The sequence below is a fragment of the Streptomyces sp. NPDC033216 genome (assembly GCF_055577115.1).
Genome location: NZ_JBVIQK010000029.1, coordinates 1 through 25,591 on the forward strand (window position 1 = coordinate 1; position 25,591 = coordinate 25,591).

The window sequence follows — 25,591 nt, forward strand, 5'->3', positions numbered from 1 at the left end:
GAACGAGGTCGACAAGGGCGGCCACTTCGCCGCCTGGGAGCAGCCGGAGCTGCTGTCCCGGGAGATCCGCACGGCGTTCCGGTCACTGCGCTAGCCCAATCGCCCCGGGAAGGCGGGAGGCGTCCCAGGGGCGACCGGCCGCAGGACATGCCGGGCGCCCTGCCCATCATGAACGGGCCATCGCCCCTTCCCCGAGAAGCGAGGGCGGGGCGAGCCGGAATCCGGCCGTGAACTGCGGGTGGTGCTGGCGGCGCTCCAGCAGTGGGGCGACCGTCACCGCGCCCGGCCGTCCGGCCCCTCGGCGCTGCGCGGCACGCGCGGCGACGGCCGTGGCTTCCAGGTAGGTTTCGTCGACGATGACGGCCGGGCGGTCTCCCGCACCGGGGTTCCCATGGTCCCCACTCCGCCGTTGCTCGCCGGCGAACGCCTGGACGAGCCGTCCGCCGGCGGTGAAGAACTGGAAGCCGCATGCTCCGCGCGCACTGGGCCGACGGGCCTGTGCCAGTGGGGGACTGGCCCCGAGCACCGTGACACGTCCTCTGCCCTTCGTGCTCAGGGCCCTGGATCACCGATCGCCAGGGCGTCGGCGTGTGATCACCTCGGACGTGGGCTGCGCGGCGGCCTCACCACCAGGCTCGGGTACGGCCCACCATCGCCCCTGGTGGTCACCAGGACGGGCCGGTTGTGCCTCTTTCGTGCAGCATGGGCTCAAGGAGCCGCGGGCCGGCATCCACCGGCTGCGCATGCCGGGCCTTGCGCATGCCTTCCGTCTATAACTGGTCTGCAAAAGAGGAACTGTCGTGCTCAATACACTCACGCATGTGTTCAAGACTCCTGAGTTGCGTAAGAGGTTGGTTTTCACTCTCGGCATCATCGTGCTGTTCCGGATCGGCTCCCATGTGCCGATCCCCGGGGTGAATTATCAGAAGGTCCAAGCCTGCGTCGATTCCGTTTCTGGTTCGGGTGGAATTCTTGGGCTGGTCAACCTCTTCAGCGGCGGCGCGCTCCTGCAGATCACCATTTTCGCGTTGGGTATCCTTCCCTACATCACGGCAAGTATCATCATCCAGTTGCTCACGGTGGTGATCCCGAGACTGGAGGCGCTGAAGAAGGAGGGTTCGTCCGGGCAGGCGAAAATTACTCAGTACAGCCGGTATCTCACCGTCGCGCTCGCCGTTCTGCAGGGCACGGGTCTCGTGGCGACCGCCCGGAGCGGCGCCTTGTTCCCCAATTGCAGGGAAGCCTCGCAGATCGTGTCGGACCGTTCCGTCTTCGCCACCGTGGTCATGGTCGTGACGATCACGGCCGGCACGGCCTGCGTCATGTGGCTGGGAGAGCTCATCACGGAGCGTGGAGTCGGCAACGGGATGTCCATGCTGATCTTCCTGTCCATCGCCTCCACGCTCCCCGGGGCGCTGTGGGCCGTCAAGCAGGAGAGCACTCTCGCCGGAGGCTGGCTCGCCTTCGTCGTCGTCCTGCTGGTGGGGTTCGCCATGGTGGGCCTGGTCGTCTTCGTGGAGCAGGCGCAACGTCGCATTCCCGTTCAGTATGCGAAGCGGATGATCGGCCGTAAGGCGTACGGAGGCACTTCCACCTACATTCCGGTGAAGGTCAACCAGGCCGGTGTGATTCCGGTCATTTTTGCCTCCTCGCTTCTCTACATTCCTGCTCTGGTCGCGCAGTTCGCCGGGTCGGGTTCTGGGTGGTCGGCGTGGATCAACAACAATCTCACCAGAGGAAATCATCCCTATTATGTCGCGGTCTACTTCCTCCTGATCGTCTTCTTCGCCTTCTTCTACGTGTCGATCACGTTCAACCCGGAAGAGATCGCGGGAAACATCAAGCAGGCCGGAGGTTTTATTCCGGGCATCCGTGCCGGTAAGGCCACGGCGGGGTACCTGGGTTATGTACTCAACAGGCTCACCTGGCCGGGATCGATCTACCTCGGATTGATCGCACTCGTGCCCACGGTGGCACTCGGAAACTTCGGCAGTTCCAATCAGCTGACGGGGACCAGCATCCTGATCATCGTGAGTGTCGGGCTGGAGACCGTCAAGCAGATCAGCAGCAAGATCGAGCAGCACCGCTATGAGGGATTTCTGCGTTAGGCGGGGGCGCCCGGCGACGTCTGCGGACGCGAGGCGACGCCTGAATAGCCGACCGGTCACCTATAGTCGCCTGCGCACACCTCGCAGCCTCCCGTGCGCGCGAAAGGGACGCACGCGCGATGGCGTACGCCCCTTCCGGAACAGCTCCGGCTTCGTGAAGGGCTCGAGTGACGGCTGTCAGGCCCGCGAATGCGAGAGGGTCACTGCGAGGCTGCCAGGGTGACGCCCGCCGCCTCGGCCACGAGGGAGAACAGAACCGGGGCGGTCGTGGCACCACGTGACGCGGCGTCCGCGTAGTCGTCCCACACGTGATACCCGATCGCACCGAGCGTGACGGCAAGCATGCCGGCGGCGGCGATGCCCAGCGGCTGCTACCAGATACCCGCGATGAGTCCTGTCCCCGCGGCCATCTCGGACATGCCGATGAGCCGGACGAGACCGGCGCTGAGGCCCTTGGCCATGAGTTTCTCCGGCACACTGCCCTTGAGCTTGCCTTCGGTGCGCCCGCGGCGAGAGAGGCAAGGGCGAGGAGAACGCTGAGGATGACAGCGGCGATGTACCCGGTGGTCTCTTGTCGATGAAGTCGAACGGCTGAGGTGGCCGCGTCGGGTGTGCAGGCGTTCGCCCAGGAGGGGCGGGCTGGCTGATGCGGCCCACGGCTGTGGTCACGGCGGTGTGCAGCGTTGATGCCCGGCCCTGCCGGAGCGGGCGCTGCGGCGGTGGCAAGCTCGCGGGCGCCGTCCTGCCCGAGCGATCGCGCTGCGTCGGAATCCCATCCCGGCCGTCTGGGACCTGGCGGCGGGGCGGGCGGCACGCTGCCGGCGCAGGGGGCGGGTGGCGTGACGGTCCGGACGTTGCACCCGCCGGCAAGTGAGCCGACGGCATCTCACCGCCGGTCAAGGCATGCCCGGCCGTGACCTACGAGCGGAGCGGGCGTGCCCAGCCTCCCGGGGTGAACGGCTGTCGACGGTCCGTTCCCGCACCGCGGGAGGGCCGTCCTCTGTGAGACGGCCCTCCCAACCCGGATGTGAGCGGAAAAGAGTCCGCCTGCCCCTGGGCTCCGGCACTCGCAGGTTCGATGGAGCCGTCAGGCGGCACGCAGCGGGGCGAGGGCCTTGCTCCAGGCCAGGACCTGGTCCAGGGTGGCGCCCAGGGCGTCGACCTGGTGGTCGCCGGGCTTGAGGACGCTGAAGTTCTCGAAGTCGTGGAACAGCGAGAGGCCGACCTGGGCGCGTACGTCGGCCATCTGGAGTTCGCCGGCGACGAGGCGCAGGTGCTCCACCGCCCGGGCGCCGCCCATGGCGCCGTAGCTGACGAAGCCGACGGCCTTGTTGTTCCACTCGGCGAAGAGGTAGTCGATCGCGTTCTTCAGCACGCCGGACGTCGAGTGGTTGTACTCGGGCGTCACCATGACGAAGCCGTCGAAGGAAGCGATCTTGCGCGCCCACTCCTGGGTGTGCGGCTGGGAGTACTGGCCCATCGACGGCGGAAGTGCCTCGTCGAGGTGCGGAAGCTTGTAGTCGAGCAGGTCGACGAGCTCGTACTCGGCGTCGCCGCGCTTGGTAGCGACATCGAGCACCCAGCGGGCCACAGCCTCGCCGTTACGGCCGGGACGGGTGCTGCCGAGGATAATGCCGATCTTGGTCATGCTGAGCCCTTCTTGAAGGTCATCCCGAGAACCGCACGAGATGTAGTTGCTGCGACAAGTAAGTTACCAGAGTGATTTGCTCAGTCAAGTAAAGCTCGAGAAGGTGGCCGCCCTGCGTGCGGAGGGGCATTCCGTGCGTCCGAGTCAGGTGCTCGATCGTCACGGCCGGGACGGGTCACACCACCCCGTCGTCCCGTCGTTCCATGCCCAGCCAGGAGGCCAGGGCGTCGTCGAGGTGCGGCTCGGTGCTCTCGGCGCCGGCCCCGACCCTCTCCAGGGTCCGGTCGAGGAACGTGCGCAGAGAGACGGCCTGTACCGTCAGGGCGGTGGTCCCTCCTGGTGAACTCACCCGGATCCGGACGGCGCCCCGGCCGGCCCCCAGGCGTCGTGGTCTGCGAGGTACGGGACGCATCTGCACATCCGCGAGTCCGGCCGACCTGGACAGGCCTTCCGTCAGCAGCTGTCTGGCGAACACCCATTCCACCGGCGGTGTCACACCCGTCTCCACCCACATCCGCACCGCGTAGGGATCTGCGGCGGTGTAGCGGAAAGCGATGGTGACCGGCACGGTGACCAGCCCTTCCAGGATCGCGGATCCCTCGCACCGGCAGGCCACGTCGGGTTCCGGTGCGGGAGCCGGTCCGAGACCGGGAGGGGCGTGATGGCTCATGGCGCGCTCGTCTCGCCTTCGTCGCGGTGCCGCGCGGATGCGCCTGACGCGCGAAGCCCGCGCTGATGCCTCGGGGGCCTGTCCGGCGAATCCGCAGGCGCCATCGCGAACAGGTCGACTTGATTCCTGCGCGTCAGGGCCGACAGGTCCAGCAGGCGGGGGAGGGGCATGGGGGCACTCACCGTGTGGTCGCCGGGGAGAGCGCCGCATGTGGAGGGGGTGCCGGACGGCGGCGGCACGAACCGAACTCGGCCGCGGAAGCCCACCCGGCCGCAGGTGGTCCCGCGTCCGCGCCGACCCGGCCATGAAGGGGAGGTGTGTCTGCGCCGACCCGGCCCTGAAGGGGGAGCACCGATCACGCGCCCGCGTGGACGGTCGGAAGGCACTTCGGGGCGGCGGTCGTGCGCCCCGGGGGCCGGCCTCGCGGGTGCGAGCCCTCGGATGCCTTCGTCAGGCGTCGGCTGAGACGTCGCTGGCGGTGCGGCGCACGAGTTGCTCGGCGACGGTATCCAGTACCTCGTCGGAGAACGTCTTGTCGGCCACCGCCCGGGAGATGAGCACGGCGCCGACCAGCGCGCTGAGTGTCAGCATGGCCTCGGTTTCCGCGTCTGCGCTGTCGTCGTCCAGACCTGCGATCAGGTCCAGGTAGGTGCGGACCTGCTTCTCGTAGGCCTGCTTGACGTCCCGTTCACCGCGTGCGGCGGCGGCGCCCAGCGTGACCAGGGCGCATCCGGTGGCCGGTCCGTCCCGGTGCTGCTTGGCCAGGTAGGCGTCGATGAGGCCGGCTCGCGCGTTCTGCTCGTTCCGGCGTGCCGAGCGCTCCATCTTGGCCGTTCCCTCGGCCAGGGCGAACGCGGCGGCCTGGTTGATCAGGTCGTCCCGGGAGTCGAAGTGCTTGTAGAAGCCGCCGTGCGTCAGGCCGGCCTCGTTCATGAGTTCCGCCACGCCGGGGCGATCGACGCCGTCCTCGCGGATCCTGCGCGACGCGATACGCAGCACCCGTTCGCGGGTCGCCGCCTTCTCCGCCTGCGAGTGACCCATGACGACCCTGCCTTTCGTGTGGGGCGGCGCAGTGCGGGAACTGCGCAACTGGATGACCCACATCATACACCTATGCCCTTGATGACCGGATTGAAGGTGCGGTCGATTGACTTTGAGGATGATGAGCGTAATCCTCAAACAGGATGATGTAAGTAATCCAGGAGCGGATTGGACGCCATGACCCGGACCTATGACCCACGCCACACGGCCGTACTGCTGGTCGATCCCTTCAACGACTTCCTGTCCGAGGGCGGCAAGATCTGGCCGCGCCTTGAACCCCTGGCGGAGAAGATCGGCCTGCTCGATCACCTCCGCGCCGTCGTCACCACCGCACGCGAGACCGGCACGCGCCTGGTCTTCGTCCCGCACCGCCGCTGGGAAGAGGGCGACTACGAGACCTGGGAGCACCCCAACCCCACCCAGCTCGGCATCATGGAACGGCACAGTTTCGCCCGCGGGACCTGGGGCGGAGAGTTCCACCCCGACTTCCAGCCGCGGCCCGGCGAGGTCGTCGTCGCGGAGCACTGGGCGCAGAGCGGTTTCGCCAACACGGACCTGGACTTCCAGCTCAAGCAGCACGGCGTCACGCATGTCGTGCTCATCGGCCTGCTGGCGAACACCTGCATCGAGTCCACCGGCCGCTTCGCCATGGAACTCGGCTACCACGTGACGCTGGTACGCGACGCCACCGCCGCCTTCCTGCCCGAAATGATGCACGCCGCCCACGAGTTGAACGGGCCGACCTACGCCCACGCCATCACCACCACCGACGAGCTCATCGCCGCGTTCAAGGGAGCAAGCGCATGACACTGACCGGAGACCTGCTCATCGGCGGAGACCGGGTGCCCGCCACCGCGGGCACGATGAAGGCGTTCAACCCCGCCACCGGAGAGCTGATCGAGCCGGAGTTCGCCTTCGGCGGACCCGCCGAGGTGGACCGCGCCCTGCGCCTCGCGGACGAGGCGTACGACACCTACAGCCGCACCGGACTGGAAGAGCGAGCGGCGTTCCTCGAACTCATCGCGGACAAGCTCGAGGCGGCCAAGGAGGAACTCGCGGCGCGGACCTCACTGGAGACCGGGCTGCCCGCCGCGCAGTTCGAGGGTGAGGTCGTGCGTAGCGCCGGCGTTTTCCGCAAGTTCGCCGCCGTCGTGCGCCAAGGACGCTTTCTCCAGGCGGCCATCGACCCCGCGCAACCGGATCGCCTGCCGACTCCGCGCCAGGACCACCGGCTGCAGAAGGTGGCCCTCGGCCCCGTGGTGATCTTCGGCGCCAGCAACTTCCCGATCTCCTACTCGGTCGCGGGCGGTGACACCGCCTCCGCCCTGGCCGCCGGCTGTCCCGTCGTCCTCAAGGCCCACAACGCCCACCCGGGGGCCGCCGAGATCGAGGGCCGCATCATTCAGGACGCCGTCGCCGAATCCGGCCTGCACGCCGGCGTGTTCTCCCTGGTGCGCGGCCCCGGCAACGAGATCGGCGAAGCGCTCGTGGACCACCCGCTCGTCAGGGCGGTCACCTTCACCGGCTCGGAGGCCGGCGGCATGGCGCTCTACCGCCGGGCCCAGCAACGCCCCGACCCCATCCCGGTGTTCACCGAGATGACCAGCGTCAACCCGACCTTCGTCCTGCCCGCCGCCCTCGCCGCCCGCGGCGCCGAGATCGGCACCGGCCTGGTGCAGCGAGGCATGTACAACGTCGGCCAGGCCTGCCTCAAGCCCGCCGTCCTCCTCGCCGTCGACGGACCCGGTTACGCCGAACTGCGCGACGCGGCCGTCGCCGAGGTGGAGAAGTGGGCCGCACGCCCCATGCTCACCCCCGGCATCCACGACGCCTACACGCACAACGCCCAGCGCCACCAGGACAACGGCGCCACCCTGCTCGGCCAGGGAGCCGCCCCGGCCGGCGAGGCGGACGGCCAGGCCCTCCTGCTCGAGGTCACAGGACAGCAGCTGCTCGCCGAACCCACCCTGCGCGAGGAGGTCTTCGGCCCCACGCTCCTGCTGGTGAGGGTCGCCGACACGGAGGAACTGCTCGAAGCGGCCCGGGCTTTCCGCGGACAGCTCTCGGCCACCCTCCACGCCGACACCGCCGACCGTCCCGTCGCCGAACAACTCCTGCCGGTTTTGGAACGCCGTACCGGACGGATCGTGTTCAACGCCTTCTCGATCCCCCAGGAGGTTTCCTACGCCTCCACCCACGGCGGCCCCTTCCCGGCCACCTCCGACAGCCGTTTCACCTCGGTCGGCATGGGAGCGATCGACCGTTTCATCCGTCCGGTCACCTACCAGAACTTCCCCGACGACCTCCTGCCGCTGTCGTTGCGCGAGGACAACCCCCTCGACCTCTGGCGTCTGGTCGACGGAGAACTCACCCGACGCTGACCCCGACACGGGTCCCGCCCGCCCGGGGCGGGGCCCGCCCCTCCGTGAGAACAGGAGTACTCCATGACCGCAAGGAACCCGGCCGCCGAAGACGACGAGCGTCAGGCGCGTGACGACGTCCGCATGAACTTGCTCGGCGCGTGGCAGCTCGTCTCGTACACGGCCCACGGCGCCGACGGGGAGGTCATCCACCCTCTCGGCCGCACCCCGTACGGCTTGATCGTCTACACCCCGGAGGGGTACATGTCCGCCCAGCTGGGACGCGGCGACCGGCGCCCTCTGAGCACGCCACGGCTGGAGGAGGCGACGCCCGACGAGCTCGCCGGGGCGGCCGCCGCATACGTGGCCTACGGCGGGCCGTTCGAGGTGGTCGATCGGCACACTGTGGAACACCACGTCACCACGAGTCTTTTCCCCAACTGGATCGGACGGACCCAGGTGCGCACGGTGCAGTTCGCCGGCTCGTTCCTGCGCCTCGGCGTCAGCACCCCCACACGGATCTGGGGGGCCGAACGTACGGCCGAGCTGACCTGGAACCGGCTCGTCTGACGAGCAGTCCACTCGAGGGTCCTCCGGTGAGCGTCCTGGCCGGCCCCCGGCCGCCGCCGTCCTCCTCAAAACGAGCCGGCGCCGGCCCGCGCGGCCGCAGTGCTGATCGGACACTCCGGTCCCGGCCGGGACCACGGCTCCGGCCCCGGTGGTCCTGGCCCCGGCCGTCGCGTCGCCCGGTGCCGTCGCCTCCGCATGAGGCCGTGTCGGCGTCCCGCAGGGCCACGACGCCTCCACCCGCCCACCCTGAACCGTGCTCATGAGGAAACAATGACCAGCGCAGCCACCCGCCCAGGCGTCAAACGGGGGACCATCCCGGTCTTCGCCACGGCGACCGCAATCACCGTCTCCAACATCTACTTCGCCCAGCCGCTCCTCGACGAGATCGCCCACAGCTTCCACACCTCGGCTTCCACCGCCGGGCTGGTGGCCACCGCGGGGCAGATCGGCTACGCGCTGGGCATCGTCACCGTCGTGCCGCTCGCCGACGGAGCCAGGCTCCGCCGGTTGTCCACCGTGCTGTTGGTGATCACCACCGTGGGCCTCCTCGCGGGTGCGCTCGCTCCCTCGGTCGCCCTCTTGAGTCTGGCGGCCCTCGTGCTCTCCACCAGCACGGTACTGCCGCAGGTCATCATGCCGACCGTCGTGTCCATGGCGTCCGCCGGCAACGCGGGGCGCGTCCTTGCCGCGGTCGGCACGGGGCTCACCCTGGGGGCCCTGCTGTCACGCACCGCCGCCGGGCTCATCGCCGAGGCGACGGGAACCTGGCGAGCCGGGTACGCCGTCGCGGCCCTGGCCACCGGCGCCCTTCTCCTGGTGCTGCCGCGCTACATGCCGGCTGACCCGCCGGCACTCGCCAGGCACAAGGTGAGGTACGCCCGCCTGCTGGGCTCCCTGCCCCCGTTGATCACCCAGCACGCGTCGCTGCGCGTCTCGGCGGCGTTGGGTGCGACCGTCTTCGCGGCCTTCTCCGCCTTCTGGTCCTCTCTGGCCTTCCACCTGACCGCGCCCCCGCTCGGACTGGGACCCGCCGTGATCGGGCTGTTCGGTCTCTTCAGCGTCCCGGGTGCCCTGGCCGCGCGGTACTCGGGGCGACTGGCCGACCGATGGGGGCCGTTGCGGGTCAATGTCCTGGCGCTCACTTCGGCGGCGTTCGCGTTCGTCCTGTTCGCGGTGGCAGACCGGTCACTGGTCCTCCTGGCCGTCGGTTGCAATCTGCTCGGCTTCGGTACGACCAGCAGTCAGGTGGCCAATCAAGCCCGCATCTTCGCCGCACAGCCGGCCATCCGGGCTCGCCTCAACACCGTCTACATGTTCTCGGTGTTCGCCGGAGGTGCCGCCGGATCCTCCGTCGCGGCGGCGGCCTTCTCCACGTTCGGCTGGGCCGGTGTGGTGGCGACGGGCCTGGGCTTCCTCCTGCTCGCGGCGATCGCCCTCTCCTGGCACACGCAGCGAACCGGCCACGGCCCGGCCGGTCGGCCCGCCGAGGCCGCGTCCGGCCGGGAAGCCGTGACCGACAGCGGCACGGCTCGGGTCGGTGGCCGGTGACGCCGACACCCCGACGTGACCGCGGGACGGGCGCTCCTCGCGCGTATGCAGCAGCGGCTGCCTTACGGAACTTCCAAGCGTCCGAGCCCGCGGACTCCAGCGATGGCCGGTCAAGTCCGGGACGCGGGCGATGGAACGAAGCGTGTCCGGCGACTGGCACGGGCTCATGCTGGGGACGCCTGCCCACCCTGAGACTCTCTTTCCATCCAGGTGCTAGATTGGAATTCGGGTTTCAGCTCAGGCGTCCGCTGATCGCGACGCGGGAGCAGCTGTCCTGCCCGGCTCGGCGCTCATCACCGGTGTCCGCTTGCAACCACCTGCCCCTCATCACCGGCCCCTCGGCACAACTCGCCCGCGCGACCATCAGGAGATCCACATGAGTGCCCAGCACCAGTTCACGGTCGAGGAGATCAGTCCTTCCTACTGGCGGGTGACCTTCTCCAACGGGGAGATCAACCTGATCGACCCCGACACCATCGAGCAGCTCGCCGCGTTGATCACCCGTATCGAGCAGGCACCCGAGCTGACGGCCGTCGTCTTCCGCAGTGCCAACCCGGACTTCTTCATGGCGCACTGGGACATGCAGTCCGACCGCGCCCGGGTCGCAGCCATGCAGCCCGCGCCTTCCGGACTGCACCCCTTCGCCGACAACCTGTACCGGCTCGCGAGGGTTCCGGCTGCCACCATCACCGAGATCGGCGGCCGTGCTCGCGGGGCGGGCAGTGAGTTCGTCCTCGCGACGGACATCCGTTTCGCCGGACCGGGCGCCGTCCTCGGACAGTTCGAGGTGGGCGTCGGAGCGGTCCCCGGCGGCAATCCCACCGGCCGCCTCCCCCGCCTCGTGGGCCGGGGCCGGGCCCTGGAGATCCTGCTCGGCGGCGACGACTTCCCCGCCGACCTCGCTGCCGCGTACGGCTATGTGAACCGTGTGGTGCCCGGCGGCGAACTCGAGCAGTTCGTGGACGGCTTCGCCAGGCGCATCGCAGGCTTCGACAAGGTGGCCGTCGCCCGGATCAAGTCCTTGGTGGACGTGGAGTCCCTGCCGACGGAGGAGTCGTACGGCGCGAGTCTGCAGGCCTTCTTCCAGACCTCCGGACGTCCCGAGAACGCTCACCGCGTCCGCTCCCTCTTCGAGCGCGGACTCCAGCGCCCCGACGGGGTGGAGCTCGACCTCGGCCGCCGCCTGGCCGAGTGAACGGCGGCGGGCCGAGGCCCGTCCGGCTGGATCACGGTCGCCGCCATGAGGGGGCCCGCGGCGACCGTCCAGCAGTACCCGAGGGCCCCGCAGTGCTGGCTGACGCGGAAGGGCAGAGGGCGTGACGTTCACGCGAAGTGACGTGGAGATACCGGCCGAGGGCGCGACCCTGGGGGGATGGCTGTTCATACCCGATGGTGCCGAGGAGCCATTGCCGGCCATCACCATGACCATCGGCCTCGGTGGGATCAAGGATCAAGGGCTCGAACCTTTCGCCAGGGCCTTCGCCGAAGCGGGTTACGTCGTGCTCGCCCACGATCACCGCACCTTCGGAGCCAGCAGCGGTACGCCGAGGCACGACGTGAACCCGTGGCAGCAGATCGCCGACTGGCGCCGCGCGATCTCCTACCTCGAGTCGCGTCCCGAGGTCGACGAGCGGCGCATCGGCCTGTGGGGTACGAGCTTCGCCGGTGGCCATGCGCTGGTCCTCGGCGCGACAGATCGCCGGCTGCGGGCCGTCGTGGCGCAGGTTCCCATGATCAGCGGATTGCAGATCGGACAGCGCCGTGCTCTCCCCGAGCACCAGGCGGCGGTCGAGCGGCGCTACGACGAGGACGAGCGCGCCCAGCTGCGAGGCAGCGCACCGGCGACGGTCACCATCGTCAGCAAGGACCCCGATGTCCCCGCCCTCTACCGCGACCCCGATGTCGTCGACTTCTACCTGCGGCCGTACGACTCGGACGTCCAGTGGGAGAACAAGCTGACTCTCCGGTCGAGCCGGAACAGCCGTATGTACGAGCCCGGGGTATACATCGACAAGGTGTCTCCGACACCCCTGCTGATGATCGTCGGCACTCACGACACCATGACCCCCACCGACATCGCGCTCGCGGCCTACGAGCGCGCTCTCGAACCCAAGCGGCTCGAACTGATCCCGGGCGGGCACTTCGCGCCCTACCTCGAGGAGTTCGACTCAGCCCGCGCGGCGGCCGTCGAATGGTTCGGGAAGCATGTGTCCTGAACGGCTCTCTTCCCGTGCGGATGCCGGCCGCCGTTGCCCATCTCGTCCACTGGGCGGCACTGTCGCGGCGGTGCCTCGTCCGTGTGGTCGACGCCCCGCGGACCTCGGTGGCAGCAACTGCCCGCATGAGGACTGATCGTTCGGGGATCACTCGGGCGGTGGGTCGCGCGTACTGGAATCAGTGCGCTGCCGGTCCGGCACCCCGCTTCACGAAGCCAGCATGAACAGCTCGTCGTGGGACGGGGTGCCGGTCTCGGCGGACCAGACGACGAGTTGCTGCTCGCCGCTGGTGGTCGAGGTGAGAGTGTCCCAGGCGAGGGTCAGCTCGCCCACGACCGGATGATCCGGCCGCGACGAGGTCTACTCACGTCCCACGACCGCTGCGCCGGGGGAGTGGGCAGCGACCGGAGGTCGGCGGCACTTCGGTCCGGAGCTACGACCGGAGTTGGGGCCTGATCGGTGAGCCTCGCGGGTCTGACAACGCCCCCGACGGGGTCGCGGCCGGTGGTGCGTCAGCCGCGGAAGCGCGATCGCCCGGGCCCGAGCGGGCGACGGCGCCGAGTGCGTCACCGCGACCGCGGACAGCACCTATGTCTCAGCACATCCGTTTCGGCCGCATACGTCGGACCGGTGTGGCCTCAGGCCGTCCGCTGCGCCGCCATGGCGTTGTTGTGCCGGTTTCCAGGACACCGCAGGTACGCGGCGCCGCGGGGCGGCACGTCATCCGCGGCCTCCCGTGGGCGTGGGCGCCGCGGGCGACCGTGTCCGCCGGAGGCCGTGCGACACGCTGCCGGCAGGTCCGCAAGGCAGGCGGCCGCCCCGCTGCGCGGTGGGCCCGGGTCACCGCCGCCACGACGACCTCCCAGGCGGGCGGCGCGACATGGACGCGGGCGCCCGATCCTCTCGGTCAGGTCGCACCGGGGCCGGTTGCTGCGGACGGCTCATCGGCCGGGAAGTCGGTGGAGGCCGTCAGATAGGCCCAGGCGTCCATGTCCTCCTGGAGCTGTCGGCGGCCCTTCTGGACGAGGTGCAGCGCGTCGCTGCCGAGCAGAAGGTGCACGGGCGGATCTTCCGCCTCCAGGACCGTCATCAGGGCCTTGGCGGCGCGCTCCGGGTCACCCACCTGCTTGCCGTCCTTGCCCCTGCGGGCGGCCCGGATGGGATCGAACACGGTGTCGTAGTCGGAGATGGTGCGAGGGACACGCACCATGGAGCGTCCGGCCCAGTCCGTGCGGAACGATCCGAGGGCGAGTGAGGTGACATGGATGCCGAACGGAGCCACCTCCTGTGCCAAGGAGGCGGAGAACCCTTCGACGGCGAATTTGCTGGCGCCGTAGAAGGCGACACCGGGCAGCGCAGTGAGCCCCGCCATGGACGACAGCGTGACGATGTGGCCGCTGCGCCGGCGCCGCATATGGGGAAGGACGGCCTTGACGACCGCCACGGTCCCGAACACGTTGACGTCGAACTGCCGGCGCAGATCGGCCAGTGACGACTCCTCGACGGTCCCCTCGACCCCGTAACCGGCGTTGCTGACGAGTACGTCGATGGGTCCCGTCTCCTCCTCGATCCTCTGGACCACCGCGTCGACGGCGTGCTCGTCGGTCACGTCGAGGAGCATCCCCACGGCGCGGCCCGGGGCCAGGTCGGTGAACTCGGCTAGTTGGTGCGCCTGTCGCACGGTTCCGACGACCCGGTGACCGGCTGCCAGCGCCTCTCGGGCGAAAGCACGCCCCAGGCCGGTACTGACGCCCGTGATGAGAAAGGTTCTGCTCATGATTGCTCCTGTCATGGGAGGGGGCGGGCTCCACGTGAAAACGCGTGGAGCCCGCGGCCCACCCCTGTGTGCGGGGGAGTCGGAGATCAGTGACCGGCGCTCTGACCACCGTCGACGTGCAGGATCTCGCCCGTGACGAAGGGGGCGTTCTCCAGGTAGACGACCGCGTCGACGATGTCGCTGACCTCTCCCATCCGGCCGACCGGATGCAGCGCGGCGAAGGTGGAGTGGTGCTCTTCCAGGTGCATCGGCGTCTTGATGATGCCGAGGGCCACGGCGTTGCTGCGGATGCCGCGGGTGGCGTACTCGATGGCCAGGGCCTTGGTCGCCGACTGCAGACCGCCCTTGGTCAGTGAGGCGAGAACCGAGGTGACGGAGGAGTTGGCGTGATCGACCAGGCTGGTGGTGATCTGCACGACGTGGCCGCTGCCCTGACGGAGCATCTGCTCGACCGCGAGCTGGGTGATGCGGAAGAAGCCGTCCAGGTTCACACCGGTGACTGCGGCGTAGTCCTCGGGCGTGTAGTCCGTGAAGGGCTTGGCCACGAAGATGCCGGCGTTGTTGACCAGGGTGTCGATGCGGCCGAAGCGTTCGATCGCGGCACGTGCCACGCGCTCGCCGGTGGCCGGATCGGCGATGTCGCCCTGAACGGTGACGACGTCCGGGTCCTGGGAGGGAGCGATGCCACGGGATGTGGCGACGACCGCGTAGCCGAGCTTGCGGTAGGCGTCGACCAGGCCGGCGCCGATGCCCTGCGACGCACCGGTGATGATGGCGACCTTCTTCTGTCCGGAGGTGCTCATGGTTGTCTCTCCAAGGGGATCGAGCGGTGTCTTGCGTCTGCTCCCTAAACTAGACGACCGGTCGACAAAATTCCAGCGGCCGAGAATCGGTGTAACGGACGTGCGACTCCCCCTGCCTGCGTCGGGAGGCTCGGCCTATCAGGTGGGAGCACATGAGTCATGGGCGCACCTCGCGATGGACCCGCGGTCACCTGGGTGAGAAGGGAAGGTCCGGCGTGCGTGCTGGTCACGCCCCGGCCGCGCGGGGTGCGACGACGGCCCCGCCGCGGCAGGTGACGACACCTCCCGGCGGCTGACGTCCCCGGCGGCTGACGTCTGGGGCGGTGGCCGTGCGGACGTCTCGGCCGTCGGGCCGATCCGGGTGATCCTCGTGGCGGCCGGACAGATCGGCGCGTGAGGTGCCGGGTGAGCCGTCGGCGGGGCGGTGCAAGGTGGGGCCGCCCGCGGATCACGCGGTCCTCGACACCGTCACCCTGCGGACTCGGACCGTGTCCTGCGTGGTCGGAGGGTCGCTGAGGCGGCCATACGCACCGGCCGGAGATCAAGCGGGGTGTACCCCGTTCCGGTCGGAGCGGACCGTTCAGAACGAGGCGGAGAGCATGTCGGCGATGCCGTTCCTGTGCTGTTGCGCCACCGGAGCGGCCGTCGGGTTCAGCCGGTCGGCGATCGGGTCCCGCGCCAGGGCGAGCGCGGGGTCGGGGATGGCGAAGTACAGGATGTGCGGCGGCACGCGCGGTACGCGTCCGGCCGCGACGAGGTTGTCGACGGCCGTCTCGAGGCTGCACAGAGGGGCTGGTGAACCGTTGGTGCAGATAGCCCGGCCCGAGGGGGTGAGGTGAGCGCGCGGAGCCGTAAGTGCTACATGTCCACGACCCCGGATGGTCACGTCCCGGCGCCGACCGCGACTCGCCGACTGATCAAGCAAAGTCCGCCGCGCTGAGATGGCTGCGCACACCGGAGGCTTGAAGGCGTGAGCCCGCCGGGCAGCCGGCCGGCCTGGCCCGGCTGCCCGGCGGGCGAACCCGTGCCGGGGCCACCGCACGCCATGGTCAGGACACCGCCCGGACCGGAGCCGTCGCAGCACCCCGTGCCCGAGCCCGGCGTCCGTGGCTAGAAGACCTTGTCGAGGATGTCCCTCACTTGCTCCTCGGTCGGCTGGAGCGGCGCGTTGCGGGTCACCGCGTCGGCGAGGGCGCCTCGGGCGATGGGTGTCATCATGTCGCGGCTCACGCCCAGTTCGCGCAGGGGCCGCTTGATGCCGAGGGCGCCGCTGATCTCCCGGACCGCGCCCACAGTGATCCGTCCCCAGTCGCCGTCGGCGGGCGGGGACAGGCGAAGGGCCCGGCCTGCCTGCTCGTACGCGTCCGACGCTGCCGGAGCACTGAACTCCAGTACTTCCTCCAGAACGGCCGCCAGAGCGACGCCGTGGGACGTGCCGGTGTGGGCCGTGAGGGAGTGGCCGATGCCGTGGACGAGACCGAGACCGGAAAGGGTGAGGGCTTGCCCGGCCAGGTGGGCGCCCAGCATCAGGTGCGAGCGGGCCTCCAGGTCGGACCCGTCGTGGTGGGCGATCGGCAACCAGCGTCCGACCAGGGCGACGGCCTGCGCGGCGAAGGCCGCCGACACGGGGTTGGCGCCGCGCGAGGCGAGCGACTCGATGCCGTGGACCAGCGCGTCGATGCCGGTCGCAGCGGTGATCGATGCGGGCAGACCGAGCGTGAGGACCGGATCGAGGAGGGCGATCCGGGGTCTGACCGACGGATGGCCGATGTAGATCTTGCGGCGGGCGGTGGTGTCCTCGATGACGCCGAAGCCGTTGGTCTCCGCGCCCGTTCCCGAGGTGGTGGGCACGGCGATCAGCGGCAGCCCGTCGAGCGCGTCCCACAGACTGTCGGCGTCGGCGGCCTGCGCGTCGGTGTTGCCGACCAGCAGTGAGATGCCCTTCGCGGCGTCGAGAACCGAGCCCCCGCCGAGCGCTATGACGACCGCCGGCCCGAAGGCCCGCGCACGTGTCGCGCCCTCGTCGACGTTGGTGGTGGAGGGGTTGGCACCGACGCCCTCGTACACGGCGTGCTCCACCCCGGCCGCGTCGAGAACCTTGAGGACCTGGTCGACGATGCCGACGGCGCGCAGACCGCGGTCGGTGACCAGGAAGGCGCGGTCCATGCCGAGGGAGGCGATGAGGCCGGGAAGGTGGTCGACGCGGCCGGGTCCGAACTCGATGCGGCAGGTCGGATCGACGGTCAGCTGACTGGGGAGGGACGCGCCCATGGTGTGCAGCTCCTCGGAGAGGCGAAGGGACGGCTCAGACGGCGCTGAGAGCGGCGTCGTCCGGAGCGGAGGTGGGGTCGGGGAGCCGGAACTCGCGCCCGGCCAGAGCCTCGTACAGGCGCACCGGGCTCATCTCGCCGGCCAGGTCGCCGTGCTGGGCCTTGGAGCGGCGGTAGATCTGCTCGACCAGCGCGGACAGTTCGGTGGACACGCCCAGGTCGCGGCCGAGGTCGACGGCCAGTCCCAGGTCCTTGCAGGCGAGCATCATGGCGAACGAGTCGTCGTAGTCGCCGTCGGCGAGCACGCAGAGAATGTCGTTCTCCAGGAAGTTCGACGCCGCCGGGCTGGCGAGCAGCGAGTTGCGCAGCACTCCGAGGTCCACGCCTGCCTTGACGCCCATGGCGAGCACCTCGGAGGTGGCGACGAGGTGGCTGAACCAGAGGAGGTTGATCATCAGCTTGACGGTGTAGCCGGCACCCAGGGGACCGACGTGCAGCACCTTGTCGGGGTCGCCCATGACTTCGAGCACGGGCAGGCACATGCGGAAGTCGTCCTCCGTCCCGCCGACGAAGATCTGCAGCATGCCCGCCTCGGCGCCGCGGGCCATCCCGCTGACCGGGGCGTCCAGGCGGCGCACTCCCCGCCGGTCCAGCACCTCGGCCGCGACCCGCGCGGCGGCGGCCGGGGTGGAAGTGGACATGTCGAGCCACAACGCGCCCTCGGGCAGCGCCCGGGCCGCACCGCCGCGCAACAGCACGTCCTCGACGATTCGCGGATCGGGCAACATGGTGATCAGCACTTCGGCATCGCGTGCGCAGTCCGCCGGATCCTTCGCCCAGCGAGCCCCCAGTTCAAGGTGCTCCGCGGCGGCTTCGGGGCGAGCGTCGTGCACAGTGACCAGGTGTCCCGCGTTTATCAGGTGACGGGCCATGTGGCGGCCCATGTTGCCCAGGCCGATGAAACCGATCCTCATCGTTGTCCTCGCTACGGCTCTAGAGGTGAGTCAGGGGAAGTGGTCGCCGTTCAGGCCAGATTGATCCAGGTGGTCTTCAGCGCGGTATAGGCGTCCAGCGCGTGCAGCGACTTGTCACGACCCGCGCCGGTGGCCTTGAACCCGCCGAACGGTGTGATGACGTCGCTCGCGTCGAAGGTGTTGATCCAGACCGTTCCGGCGCGCAGCCGCCGCGCGGTGCGGTGCGCGAGGGTGACGTCCCGGGTCCAGACGGAGGCGACGAGGCCGAAGTCGCTCTCGTTGGCGAGGCGTATGCCTTCGTCGACGTCTCCGTCGAACGAGATCACGGCGAGGACGGGCCCGAAGATCTCCTCCTGGCCGACCACGGACCTGTTGGCGACTCCGTCGAGCACGGTCGGCTCGACGAACGTGCCACCGGAGTCGGACAGGATGCGGCGGCCGCCGAGCAGGACCCTCGCGCCGTCCTGCTCACCTCGCTTCACATACCCCAGGATCTTGCCGAGTTGTGCCTCGTCGACCACGGGCCCCATCACCGTGGCGGGGTCGAGCGGATCACCGACACGGAAGGTCTCGGCCGTGATCCGGCGTACCGCGTCGAGGAGTCGCTCCTTGACGGACGCGTGCACGACGACCCGCGATCCCGCGTTGCAGGTCTGGCCGGCGTTGTAGAAAATGCCCCAGGCGACGGCGGACGCGGCGGCCTTGATGTCGGCGTCGGCCAGGACGAGCTGCGGGGACTTGCCGCCGGCCTCGACCGCGACCTGCTTGCCGTTGGACTCGCCGGCGTACACCTGGAACAGGCGGGCGACCTCGGCCGATCCCGTGAAGGCGATCTTGTCGACCTCGTGGTGCCTTCCGAGAGCCTGTCCGGCGACCTCGCCCCGGCCGGGCACGACGTTGAGGACCCCGTCCGGCAGCCCCGCCCGCGTACCGAGCGCGGCGAGCCGCAGAGCTGCCAGGGACGTCTGCTCAGCGGGCTTGAGGACCACGCTGTTGCCGGTCGCCAGCGCCGGCCCCAGCTTCCAGCCGGCGATCAGCAGCGCGTAGTTCCAGGGTACGACCGCCGCCACCACACCCAGCGGTTCCCGGGTGATCAGGGCCAGGGCGTCGCCGGGCGTCGGCGCGACCTCGTCGTACGTCTTGTCGATCGCCTCCGCGTACCAGGCGATGGTCTCGGCGGTCTTGACCACGTCGATGCGCACCGACTCCGTGATGGGCTTGCCCATCTCCAGGGTGTCGAGCAGGGCCAGTTCCTCGGCGTCGGCGAGGATCAGTTCGGCCCAGCGCAGCAGGACGCGCTTGCGCTCCCTGGGGGCGAGGTCACGCCAGCGGCCGTCCTCGAAGGCCGCGCGTGCGCAGCGCACCGCCCGGTCCACGTCCTCGACGCCGGCCGCCTGCACCTGGCAGAGAACGGTACCGTCGCGCGGGGAGATACTCGGGAAGCTGTCGCCCGAGGTGGCGTCGGTGAAGGAGCCGTCGATGAAGAGCCGGGTCTCGAAGGACAGTCTGCCGGCCGCGGTCTGCCATTCGTCGTGGGTGCGTGCCAGCAACTCACTCACGTCATACGTCACTTGATTCTCCAGCGGTCGATCGCGTCCTCGTCGAGTTCGATTCCGAGGCCCGGTTTGTCCGGCACTTCGAGGTGGCCGTCGGCATGGACACGCACCGGCTCGGCGAGCATGAAGTCGCGGCGCTCGGGCGTCCAGCCGGGCGGGTCATAGGGGTACTCGAAGTAGGGCCCGCCGCCGACGCCCGCGCACACGTGCAGATTGGCGAGGACGCCGATGCCGTTGGTCCAGCTGTGCGGGGTGAAGTGCCGGTGTTTCAGCTGTGCCAGTTCGGCCAGGGTGCGCGCGCGGTGCATCCCGATCGCGAGCACCACGTCCGGCTGGTAGATGTCGAGAGCATCCTCTTCCAGGTAGCGCAGCAGTTCGGTAGGGGAGTGGTGCATCTCGCCGGCGGCGATGCGCACGCCCGGGTTCTCGGCGCGCAGCCGCTTGAAGCCGGCCAGGTCCGCGTAGGGAAGCGGTTCCTCGACCCAGAAGACGTCGAGTTCGGCGAGGCGTGCGACGGTCCTGCGGGTCTTGACGAGGTCGGAGGCGTTCGCCGTGTCGCCGGCCATCCGCCAGGACTGGTTCAGGTCGACCATGATCTCGAAGTCGTCGCCCAGTTCCTCGCGCACGGCACGCACCGCGGCGATGCCCTCGTCGACCCGGTCCCGGTCGATGCGGATCTTCATGGCGCGGAAGCCGGCCTCGCGCACCTTCAGCGCCGTCGCGACCCGCTCCTGCGGGGACTTGAGTTCCCCGGAGGACGCGTACGCAGGCAGTCTGCGCGTCGCGTTGCCGAACAGCTCCGACACCGGGCGGCCGTGCACCTTGCCGATGACGTCCCACAGCGCGGCTTCCAGAGGCCAGTAATAGGCCCCGTGGAAGTTGGCGGTCTCGATCGCCCTGACGTGCCGGGTGATGTCGAGCGGGTCCTCACCGACGAACAGGTGCTTGTACGTCTCGAATCCGTCCATCACATCACCCGAGCCGATGCCGGTGATTCCCTCGTCGGTGTGGACGCGGACGATCGTGGCGTCGAAGTGACGGCGCGGCTCGGGGTCCCAGGCGGCACGGAACGGCGGGTCCAGTTCCAGGCGCAGCCGGTCCAGGCTGATGTCGGTGATCTTCATCGGGCGAGTACCTCCGCGGAGGGCGAGTAGAACGGGTTCGCGGGCCCGTACTGGGCGGCCTCGCGGACCTCCCGGATGGTCGGCGTACCCGTGACGGCGGCGCGGACGGCGCCGTAGGCGGCGGCACGCTGGTTACGGAAGGAGACATCGAGGTCGTCGACCTCCGGGTTGACCCACACGGCGGCGATGATCAGCAGATCGTCCGCCTCCTGCGCGGGCAGCAGACCCTCCGCAACGGCATCCAGCACGCCTTGGGCCAGACCTGCCTGCGCCGAACCCCAGGTGGCCCGCTGGTGCAGCTCGCCGCCGGCCGCGGCCTTGTTGACGAACAACGTCAAGGGCTTGACCGGCACCGACGGGCGGACGACCGTCATGAACGGGACGTGACCGACGCTGGGCGTGGCCAGCGCGGTCGCCCACGCCGTCTCGACCGGGCCACCTTTGCGGCCGATGACGACGTTCGTGTGCGCTGCATTGACACCCTCACCGACGAAGGACTCGCCGATGAGCGCGGTCGGGGCAATGGGGGAGGACATGAAGCTCCTGGACCTTTGGAAGCGGGGGGGGCCTACCGGGGACGGGACGAACGCCGCGATCCATGCAGTTCATCCGGCTCGATGCGGCGAATCTAGGTCGGTCGACACCCTCCTGCAAGGCTCCGGCGAGAATCGAAATGCCGGTTGCTCTGCTGGCAACCAGGGCTCTGACCTGCGGTTCCATTCCGCGGACATGAGCTTAGGATGAGGTGCGTGACGCAGACCCCCTCGTCCGCACCGGGCTCGCAGCGCGGCCACGGCCTGCGGCGCGACATCGACCTGCTGGAGGCCCTCGCCTCCGACGAGGCGCAGAACGCCGGCGGCCTCGGAGTCGTACGCATCTCCCAACTGGTCGGACGCGAGAAGACGCAGATCTCACGGGCCCTGAAAGCGCTCGCCGCGGAGGGGATCGTCGAGCGCGACCCCGACACCCTGGAGTACCGCCTCGGCTGGCGGCTGTTCTCCCTTGTCGCACGGACCTCGGAGAGCCGCCTCGTACGCATGGCCGAGCCGGTCATGCACGCGCTGTCGGCGGATCTGGAGGAAACCAGTCACCTGTGCGTGCTCAGCGACCGTGAAGTGCTCACCCTTCTGTCCGTCTCCGGCCATTCCTTCCGCGTGCACGGCTGGGAAGGGCGAGGGGTGCCCGCCTGGCAGACGTCGGCCGGACGGGTCCTGCTGGCCGACGCCACCCCCGACGAGCTGTACGTCCGCTTCGGCACGGCAGCGGAGATGCCGGTGCCCGACCTGTGGGCGCTGATCCAGGAGGCCAAGAGACGCGGCTACGCGCGGGTGAGCGAGGAGTTCGAGCCGGGCCTCGTCGGCGTCTCCGCTCCGATCCGCGACTTCCGCGGCCGGGTCGTCGCCGCCCTCAACATCTCGGCACCCAAGGCCCGACTGGGGGAACGCCTGGAGGAGGCCGGCCGCGCCACCTCCGCCGCTGCCGGCCGCGTCTCCTCACTTCTCGGCTGGGAGCCTCGCCGGACACCGCTGCGCAGGGCGCAGCTGACGTGACCCCGCGGCGCGCGGCTCGACCCACCATCGCCACCCGCGACCGAGTTGCCCTCACAGCAACCCCCGTTGCGATACGGGAAGCAGCCTTGTCGGCCGTATGACGCGCTCGTAAATTCGCCGCGAACCGGACGGACCCTCGTCCGGAACGGAGAAAAGAGCAGCTCATGACCTTCGTCGGCATCGACTCACTCGCCAAGGCCCCGCTCGCCGAAGGCGATGTCCTGGTGGGCGGGCAATGGCGCGCCGCCGAGGACGGCCGGACGTATCCCGTGTTCGACCCCGCCACCGGGGAGCTGATCCGTGAGGTGTCGGCAGCGGGACCGGCCGACGCGGGTGCCGCCGTCGAGGCGGCCCAGGACGCGGCCGCGGCCTGGCGGGCGACGCCCGCCAGGCGCCGCTCGGAGATCCTGCACGGCGCGTACACACTGATGCGGGAGCACACCGACACCCTTGCCCGCCTCATCGTCCTGGAGAACGGCAAGGCATACCGGGACGCGGCCGCCGAGGTCGGCTACGCGGCCGAGTTCTTCCGCTGGTTCGCCGAGGAGGCCGTCCGTATCGGTTCCTCCTTCGGTGACGCTCCGGCGGGCGGTTACCGCCACGTCGTGCGCAAACACCCCGTCGGAGTCACCGCGTTCGTCACCCCGTGGAACTTCCCGGCCGCCATGGCCACCCGCAAGATCGCACCTGCACTGGCCGCCGGCTGCCCCGTCCTCCTCAAGCCGGCACCGGAAACCCCGCTGACCGCCCTCGCGGTCGCCACGCTCCTCACGGCGGCGGGCCTGCCCGACGGCCTGCTCAACATCCTGCCCACCGACCGCGCCCCCGAGGTCGTCTCCGTCTGGCTCGGCGACGAACGGGTGCGGAAGTTTTCGTTCACCGGCTCTACCGCCACCGGCAAGGTCCTGCTCCGGCAGGCCGCCGAGAACGTCGTCAACGTGACCATGGAACTCGGCGGCAACGCTCCCTTCGTGGTATGCGAGGACGCCGATGTCGACGCCGCCGTCCGCGGCGCCATGGACGCCAAGATGCGCGGCGGGGGCGAGGTCTGTGTCGCCGCCAACCGGTTCTACGTCCACGCCTCCGTCGCCGCCGAGTTCACCGAGAAGTTCGGTGCCGCCATGGCTGCCGTCCGTACCGGGCCGGGACTGGGGCCGGGCGTCGAGCTCGGCCCGATGATCGACCGGGCCGCCGTCGACACGATCCGCTCCCTGGTCGACGACGCTGTGGCCCGCGGCGCGCGGATCGTCGCACGCGGCGAAGTCCCGGACGGGCCGGGTCACTTCCACGCCGCCATGGTCCTGACCGACGTCCCCGGCGACGCCGCCATCCTCCATGAGGAGGTCTTCGGCCCGGTGGCGCCGCTGACCACCTTCACCGACGAGGAGGAGATGATCATCCAGGCCAACGCGACGGTCCACGGTCTGGCCTCCTACGTCTACTCACGCGATCTGGCACGCGCCCTGCGCATCGCCGAGCGTCTGGAGGTCGGCATGGTCGGCCTCAACCGGGGCCTGCTGTCCGACCCGGCCGCGCCCTTCGGCGGCGTCAAGCAGTCGGGGCTCGGCCGTGAAGGCGGCCGCGAGGGTATCGAGGCGTTCCTCGAGACGCAGTACATCGCCGTCGACTGGCCGACGGCCCTCTGAACGACCACTCCTCTCCGCACCCTTACTCCCGCCTGCCGCTCAGCTCCCTTCGACACGGACCTCCGTTCAGTCCGCGCTGCCCGCGGACCCACCAGAAAAGGACCGCACATGGCAATGACGCCTGCGACCAGGCACCACCCGAGCGACCCCCCGCCTGCTGCCGCGGACCACCGTGAGCGCCGCCGCCTTCACATGAAGCTGAAGTTGGCCACCCAGATAGGGCAGGGCATCGACGGGTACATCATCGGCGGCATCGGGATGGCCATGGCCGCCCTCACCACCGATCTGCACCTCTCCACCTTCATGCAGGGGCTGGTGGGCGCCTCTCCGCTCATCGGCATCTTCATCGGCGGCCCGCTCCTCGGTCGGCTCGCGGACCGGTTCGGGCGACGCCCCGTCTTCCTTTTCGACATGCTGATCTTCCTGATCGGATCGGTCCTGCAGTTCTTCGTCGCCGACGGACTCCAGCTCTTCCTCATCCGCCTGGTGATGGGCGTGGCCATCGGCGGCGAGTACGCGATCGGCGCCCCGCTGCTGTCGGAGTACGCACCCCGCAAGGGTCGTGGCCGGCTCCTCGCCAGTCTGGAGATCAGCTGGTACGTCGGCTACGCGTTGGCCACCGTCGTCGGTGCCCTCTTCGCGGACGTCGACGGAGGCTGGCGTTGGTCGCTCGCCAGCAGTGCGGTGATCGCCATGGTGTGCGTGGCCCTGCGCGGCGGCGTCCCGGAGTCGGCCCGCTGGCTGCTCAGCAGAGGACGCAGGGAGGAGGCCGAGGCACTGATCGGGAAGTACGGCATCGAAGTCGATGTCGACGCCGAGATCGAGGAGTCCGCACAGCCGCAAGGAGAGGGTTTCCGGGCACTGTTCAGCCGACGTCACCTGCGCAGCACCGTTTTCGCCAGTGTCTTCTGGGCGGCGCTCGTCCTGCCGTACTTCGCCATCGGCACCTTCTGGACCCCGGTGTTCGAGGCCCTGGACATGGGGGACAACGCCGTCGCCGCCTTGCTCGTGTACTCCTTCACGGCCGTCGCCGGTGTGACGGCGGGCTGCCTGGTCGTGGACCGCATCGGGCGCCGCCGGCTGCTGATCCCACCGTTCTGGATCACCGCGGGCTGTCTCGCCCTGGTTGCGGTGTGGCCGTCCTCCACGCCTGTCGTCGTCGGCGGATTCCTGTTCTTCATCTTCCTCAACGCCGCCTCCAGCGCGCTGACCGCGATCTACCCCTTGGAGGTGTTCCCCACGTCGTTGCGGACCACCGGCGTGGGCTTCGCCACCGCCATGAGCCGGGTGGGCGCCGCCATCGGGACCTTCCTGCTGCCGATGGGCCTGGACCGCTTCGGTGCGGAGTTCGTCCTTCTGATCGGTGCCGGTGTCCTCGCCTTGGGTGGCCTGGTGTCCCAGTGGCTCGCACCCGAGACGACGGACATGGACCTGGCCACGGCGGCTCGTGTCGCGCGAGCTGAGGGGCAGGGCTGACCCTCACGGGCCTGCGAACGGCCCGGAGGACTCGGCTTCCTCGCCGGCGGTTACAAGACCGCGGCCCGGCCTTGCCGAGCGCTGCACCTACGGATCCTCGGAATCGGTCCGCGTGCCGCCCTCGGATGTGGGGCGCCGTGTCGGTGGCGGTACCCGCGAGGATCGCGCTGCCCGGCTTCGAGTGAGTCTGTCCAGGGGTCGAACCCGGTGTGGAGGATGGTGTCGAGCGACGCGCGCGACTCGGCCGCCTCGTC

General features: G+C 69.7%; 23 protein-coding genes and 1 pseudogene. 10 read left to right on the top strand and 14 right to left on the bottom strand.

From position 1 onward, the window contains the following. Nucleotides 1-166 precede the first annotated feature (166 nt). Entirely contained in the window at nt 167-526 is a 360-nt protein-coding gene (locus tag ACZ5Y0_RS32520; RefSeq protein ID WP_469132252.1) for a hypothetical protein, read from the bottom strand. Nucleotides 527-800: 274 nt separating this feature from the next. Here ACZ5Y0_RS32520 and secY point away from each other — a divergent pair, with 274 nt between their 5' ends. Further along, on the top strand, nt 801-2,108 hold the full coding sequence (gene secY / locus ACZ5Y0_RS32525; RefSeq protein ID WP_469132253.1) for a preprotein translocase subunit SecY: 1,308 nt from the start codon (nt 801-803) through the stop codon (nt 2,106-2,108). Between the two features lie 200 nt (nt 2,109-2,308). Here the strand turns inward: secY and ACZ5Y0_RS32530 are convergent, their stop codons facing one another. From ACZ5Y0_RS32530 to ACZ5Y0_RS32545, 4 genes are all read right to left on the bottom strand, one after another. Continuing rightward, nucleotides 2,309-2,452, bottom strand: coding sequence for a hypothetical protein (locus ACZ5Y0_RS32530; protein ID WP_469132254.1), 144 nt, complete (start codon nt 2,450-2,452; stop codon nt 2,309-2,311). A gap of 743 nt (nt 2,453-3,195) precedes the next feature. Beyond that, entirely contained in the window at nt 3,196-3,756 is a 561-nt protein-coding gene (locus ACZ5Y0_RS32535) for an NADPH-dependent FMN reductase (RefSeq protein ID WP_469132255.1), read from the bottom strand. 175 nt (nt 3,757-3,931) lie between these two features. After that, nucleotides 3,932-4,426: an SsgA family sporulation/cell division regulator gene (locus tag ACZ5Y0_RS32540; protein ID WP_469132256.1), complete on the bottom strand. Its 495-nt coding sequence runs from the start codon at nt 4,424-4,426 to the stop codon at nt 3,932-3,934. 450 nt (nt 4,427-4,876) lie between these two features. Beyond that, nucleotides 4,877-5,467 carry a TetR/AcrR family transcriptional regulator gene (locus ACZ5Y0_RS32545; protein ID WP_469132257.1) on the bottom strand — a complete coding sequence of 197 codons (591 nt, stop codon included), beginning with the start codon at nt 5,465-5,467 and terminating at the stop codon, nt 4,877-4,879. 177 nt (nt 5,468-5,644) lie between these two features. Between ACZ5Y0_RS32545 and ACZ5Y0_RS32550 the strand changes: the two genes are divergently transcribed. The 6 genes from ACZ5Y0_RS32550 (at nt 5,645) to ACZ5Y0_RS32575 (ending at nt 12,161) form a co-directional block, all read left to right on the top strand. After that, complete coding sequence (locus ACZ5Y0_RS32550) at nt 5,645-6,274, top strand: cysteine hydrolase family protein (RefSeq protein WP_469132258.1); 630 nt, start codon at nt 5,645-5,647, stop codon at nt 6,272-6,274. Further along, nucleotides 6,271-7,848, top strand: a complete 1,578-nt coding sequence (locus ACZ5Y0_RS32555; RefSeq protein ID WP_469132259.1) for an aldehyde dehydrogenase (NADP(+)) — start codon at nt 6,271-6,273, stop codon at nt 7,846-7,848. The genes ACZ5Y0_RS32550 and ACZ5Y0_RS32555 overlap by 4 nt, the downstream gene beginning before the upstream one ends. A 63-nt stretch (nt 7,849-7,911) precedes the next feature. Further along, on the top strand, nt 7,912-8,397 hold the full coding sequence (locus ACZ5Y0_RS32560) for a lipocalin-like domain-containing protein (protein ID WP_469132260.1): 486 nt from the start codon (nt 7,912-7,914) through the stop codon (nt 8,395-8,397). Between the two features lie 270 nt (nt 8,398-8,667). After that, nucleotides 8,668-9,945 carry an MFS transporter gene (locus tag ACZ5Y0_RS32565; protein WP_469132261.1) on the top strand — a complete coding sequence of 426 codons (1,278 nt, stop codon included), beginning with the start codon at nt 8,668-8,670 and terminating at the stop codon, nt 9,943-9,945. A gap of 376 nt (nt 9,946-10,321) precedes the next feature. Beyond that, nucleotides 10,322-11,140 (top strand): enoyl-CoA hydratase/isomerase family protein, encoded by an 819-nt coding sequence (locus ACZ5Y0_RS32570; RefSeq protein WP_469132262.1) that lies wholly within the window; start codon nt 10,322-10,324, stop codon nt 11,138-11,140. 121 nt (nt 11,141-11,261) lie between these two features. Then, entirely contained in the window at nt 11,262-12,161 is a 900-nt protein-coding gene (locus tag ACZ5Y0_RS32575) for an alpha/beta hydrolase (protein ID WP_469132263.1), read from the top strand. Between the two features lie 207 nt (nt 12,162-12,368). Here the strand turns inward: ACZ5Y0_RS32575 and ACZ5Y0_RS32580 are convergent. The 9 genes and pseudogenes from ACZ5Y0_RS32580 to fae form a co-directional block, all read right to left on the bottom strand. Beyond that, nucleotides 12,369-12,503: pseudogene (locus ACZ5Y0_RS32580) on the bottom strand (MmyB family transcriptional regulator); the annotation flags it as partial. Between the two features lie 565 nt (nt 12,504-13,068). After that, the gene (locus ACZ5Y0_RS32585; RefSeq protein ID WP_469132295.1) at nt 13,069-13,941 is read right to left on the bottom strand and encodes an oxidoreductase; all 873 of its coding nucleotides are present in this window, start codon (nt 13,939-13,941) and stop codon (nt 13,069-13,071) included. Nucleotides 13,942-14,024: 83 nt separating this feature from the next. After that, on the bottom strand, nt 14,025-14,741 hold the full coding sequence (locus ACZ5Y0_RS32590; RefSeq protein ID WP_469132264.1) for an SDR family NAD(P)-dependent oxidoreductase: 717 nt from the start codon (nt 14,739-14,741) through the stop codon (nt 14,025-14,027). Nucleotides 14,742-15,321: 580 nt separating this feature from the next. After that, a complete protein-coding gene (locus ACZ5Y0_RS32595; protein WP_469132265.1) occupies nt 15,322-15,471 on the bottom strand; it encodes a hypothetical protein in 150 nt (49 codons plus the stop codon). A 380-nt stretch (nt 15,472-15,851) separates the two neighbouring features. Next, entirely contained in the window at nt 15,852-17,012 is a 1,161-nt protein-coding gene (locus tag ACZ5Y0_RS32600) for an iron-containing alcohol dehydrogenase family protein (protein WP_469132266.1), read from the bottom strand. A gap of 34 nt (nt 17,013-17,046) precedes the next feature. Further along, nucleotides 17,047-17,985, bottom strand: coding sequence for an NAD(P)-dependent oxidoreductase (locus tag ACZ5Y0_RS32605; RefSeq protein WP_469132267.1), 939 nt, complete (start codon nt 17,983-17,985; stop codon nt 17,047-17,049). A gap of 50 nt (nt 17,986-18,035) precedes the next feature. Continuing rightward, complete coding sequence (locus ACZ5Y0_RS32610; RefSeq protein WP_469132268.1) at nt 18,036-19,556, bottom strand: aldehyde dehydrogenase; 1,521 nt, start codon at nt 19,554-19,556, stop codon at nt 18,036-18,038. After that, entirely contained in the window at nt 19,553-20,665 is a 1,113-nt protein-coding gene (locus ACZ5Y0_RS32615) for a mandelate racemase/muconate lactonizing enzyme family protein (protein ID WP_469132269.1), read from the bottom strand. Before ACZ5Y0_RS32615 ends, ACZ5Y0_RS32610 begins: the two co-directional genes overlap by 4 nt. Then, the gene (fae, locus tag ACZ5Y0_RS32620) at nt 20,662-21,201 is read right to left on the bottom strand and encodes a formaldehyde-activating enzyme (protein ID WP_469132270.1); all 540 of its coding nucleotides are present in this window, start codon (nt 21,199-21,201) and stop codon (nt 20,662-20,664) included. The genes ACZ5Y0_RS32615 and fae overlap by 4 nt, the downstream gene beginning before the upstream one ends. Before the next feature lie 213 nt (nt 21,202-21,414). Between fae and ACZ5Y0_RS32625 the strand changes: the two genes are divergently transcribed. The 3 genes from ACZ5Y0_RS32625 (at nt 21,415) to ACZ5Y0_RS32635 (ending at nt 25,337) form a co-directional block, all read left to right on the top strand. Continuing rightward, nucleotides 21,415-22,215 (top strand): IclR family transcriptional regulator, encoded by an 801-nt coding sequence (locus tag ACZ5Y0_RS32625; RefSeq protein WP_469132271.1) that lies wholly within the window; start codon nt 21,415-21,417, stop codon nt 22,213-22,215. A 164-nt stretch (nt 22,216-22,379) separates the two neighbouring features. Beyond that, on the top strand, nt 22,380-23,861 hold the full coding sequence (locus ACZ5Y0_RS32630; protein ID WP_469132272.1) for an NAD-dependent succinate-semialdehyde dehydrogenase: 1,482 nt from the start codon (nt 22,380-22,382) through the stop codon (nt 23,859-23,861). A 204-nt stretch (nt 23,862-24,065) separates the two neighbouring features. Beyond that, complete coding sequence (locus tag ACZ5Y0_RS32635; RefSeq protein ID WP_469132273.1) at nt 24,066-25,337, top strand: MFS transporter; 1,272 nt, start codon at nt 24,066-24,068, stop codon at nt 25,335-25,337. Nucleotides 25,338-25,591 lie beyond the last annotated feature (254 nt).

Bases quoted from the DNA above. Each gene is read 5' to 3' on its own strand.
- ACZ5Y0_RS32530 (WP_469132254.1), bottom strand. From the start codon at position 2,452: ATGCTTGCCGTCACGCTCGGTGCGATCGGGTATCACGTGTGGGACGAC.
- ACZ5Y0_RS32535 (WP_469132255.1), bottom strand. From the start codon at position 3,756: ATGACCAAGATCGGCATTATCCTCGGCAGCACCCGTCCCGGCCGTAAC.
- ACZ5Y0_RS32540 (WP_469132256.1), bottom strand. From the start codon at position 4,426: ATGAGCCATCACGCCCCTCCCGGTCTCGGACCGGCTCCCGCACCGGAA.
- ACZ5Y0_RS32545 (WP_469132257.1), bottom strand. From the start codon at position 5,467: ATGGGTCACTCGCAGGCGGAGAAGGCGGCGACCCGCGAACGGGTGCTG.
- ACZ5Y0_RS32550 (WP_469132258.1), top strand. From the start codon at position 5,645: ATGACCCGGACCTATGACCCACGCCACACGGCCGTACTGCTGGTCGAT.
- ACZ5Y0_RS32555 (WP_469132259.1), top strand. From the start codon at position 6,271: ATGACACTGACCGGAGACCTGCTCATCGGCGGAGACCGGGTGCCCGCC.
- ACZ5Y0_RS32560 (WP_469132260.1), top strand. From the start codon at position 7,912: ATGACCGCAAGGAACCCGGCCGCCGAAGACGACGAGCGTCAGGCGCGT.
- ACZ5Y0_RS32565 (WP_469132261.1), top strand. From the start codon at position 8,668: ATGACCAGCGCAGCCACCCGCCCAGGCGTCAAACGGGGGACCATCCCG.
- ACZ5Y0_RS32570 (WP_469132262.1), top strand. From the start codon at position 10,322: ATGAGTGCCCAGCACCAGTTCACGGTCGAGGAGATCAGTCCTTCCTAC.
- ACZ5Y0_RS32590 (WP_469132264.1), bottom strand. From the start codon at position 14,741: ATGAGCACCTCCGGACAGAAGAAGGTCGCCATCATCACCGGTGCGTCG.
- ACZ5Y0_RS32600 (WP_469132266.1), bottom strand. From the start codon at position 17,012: ATGGGCGCGTCCCTCCCCAGTCAGCTGACCGTCGATCCGACCTGCCGC.
- ACZ5Y0_RS32605 (WP_469132267.1), bottom strand. From the start codon at position 17,985: ATGAGGATCGGTTTCATCGGCCTGGGCAACATGGGCCGCCACATGGCC.
- ACZ5Y0_RS32615 (WP_469132269.1), bottom strand. From the start codon at position 20,665: ATGAAGATCACCGACATCAGCCTGGACCGGCTGCGCCTGGAACTGGAC.
- fae (WP_469132270.1), bottom strand. From the start codon at position 21,201: ATGTCCTCCCCCATTGCCCCGACCGCGCTCATCGGCGAGTCCTTCGTC.
- ACZ5Y0_RS32630 (WP_469132272.1), top strand. From the start codon at position 22,380: ATGACCTTCGTCGGCATCGACTCACTCGCCAAGGCCCCGCTCGCCGAA.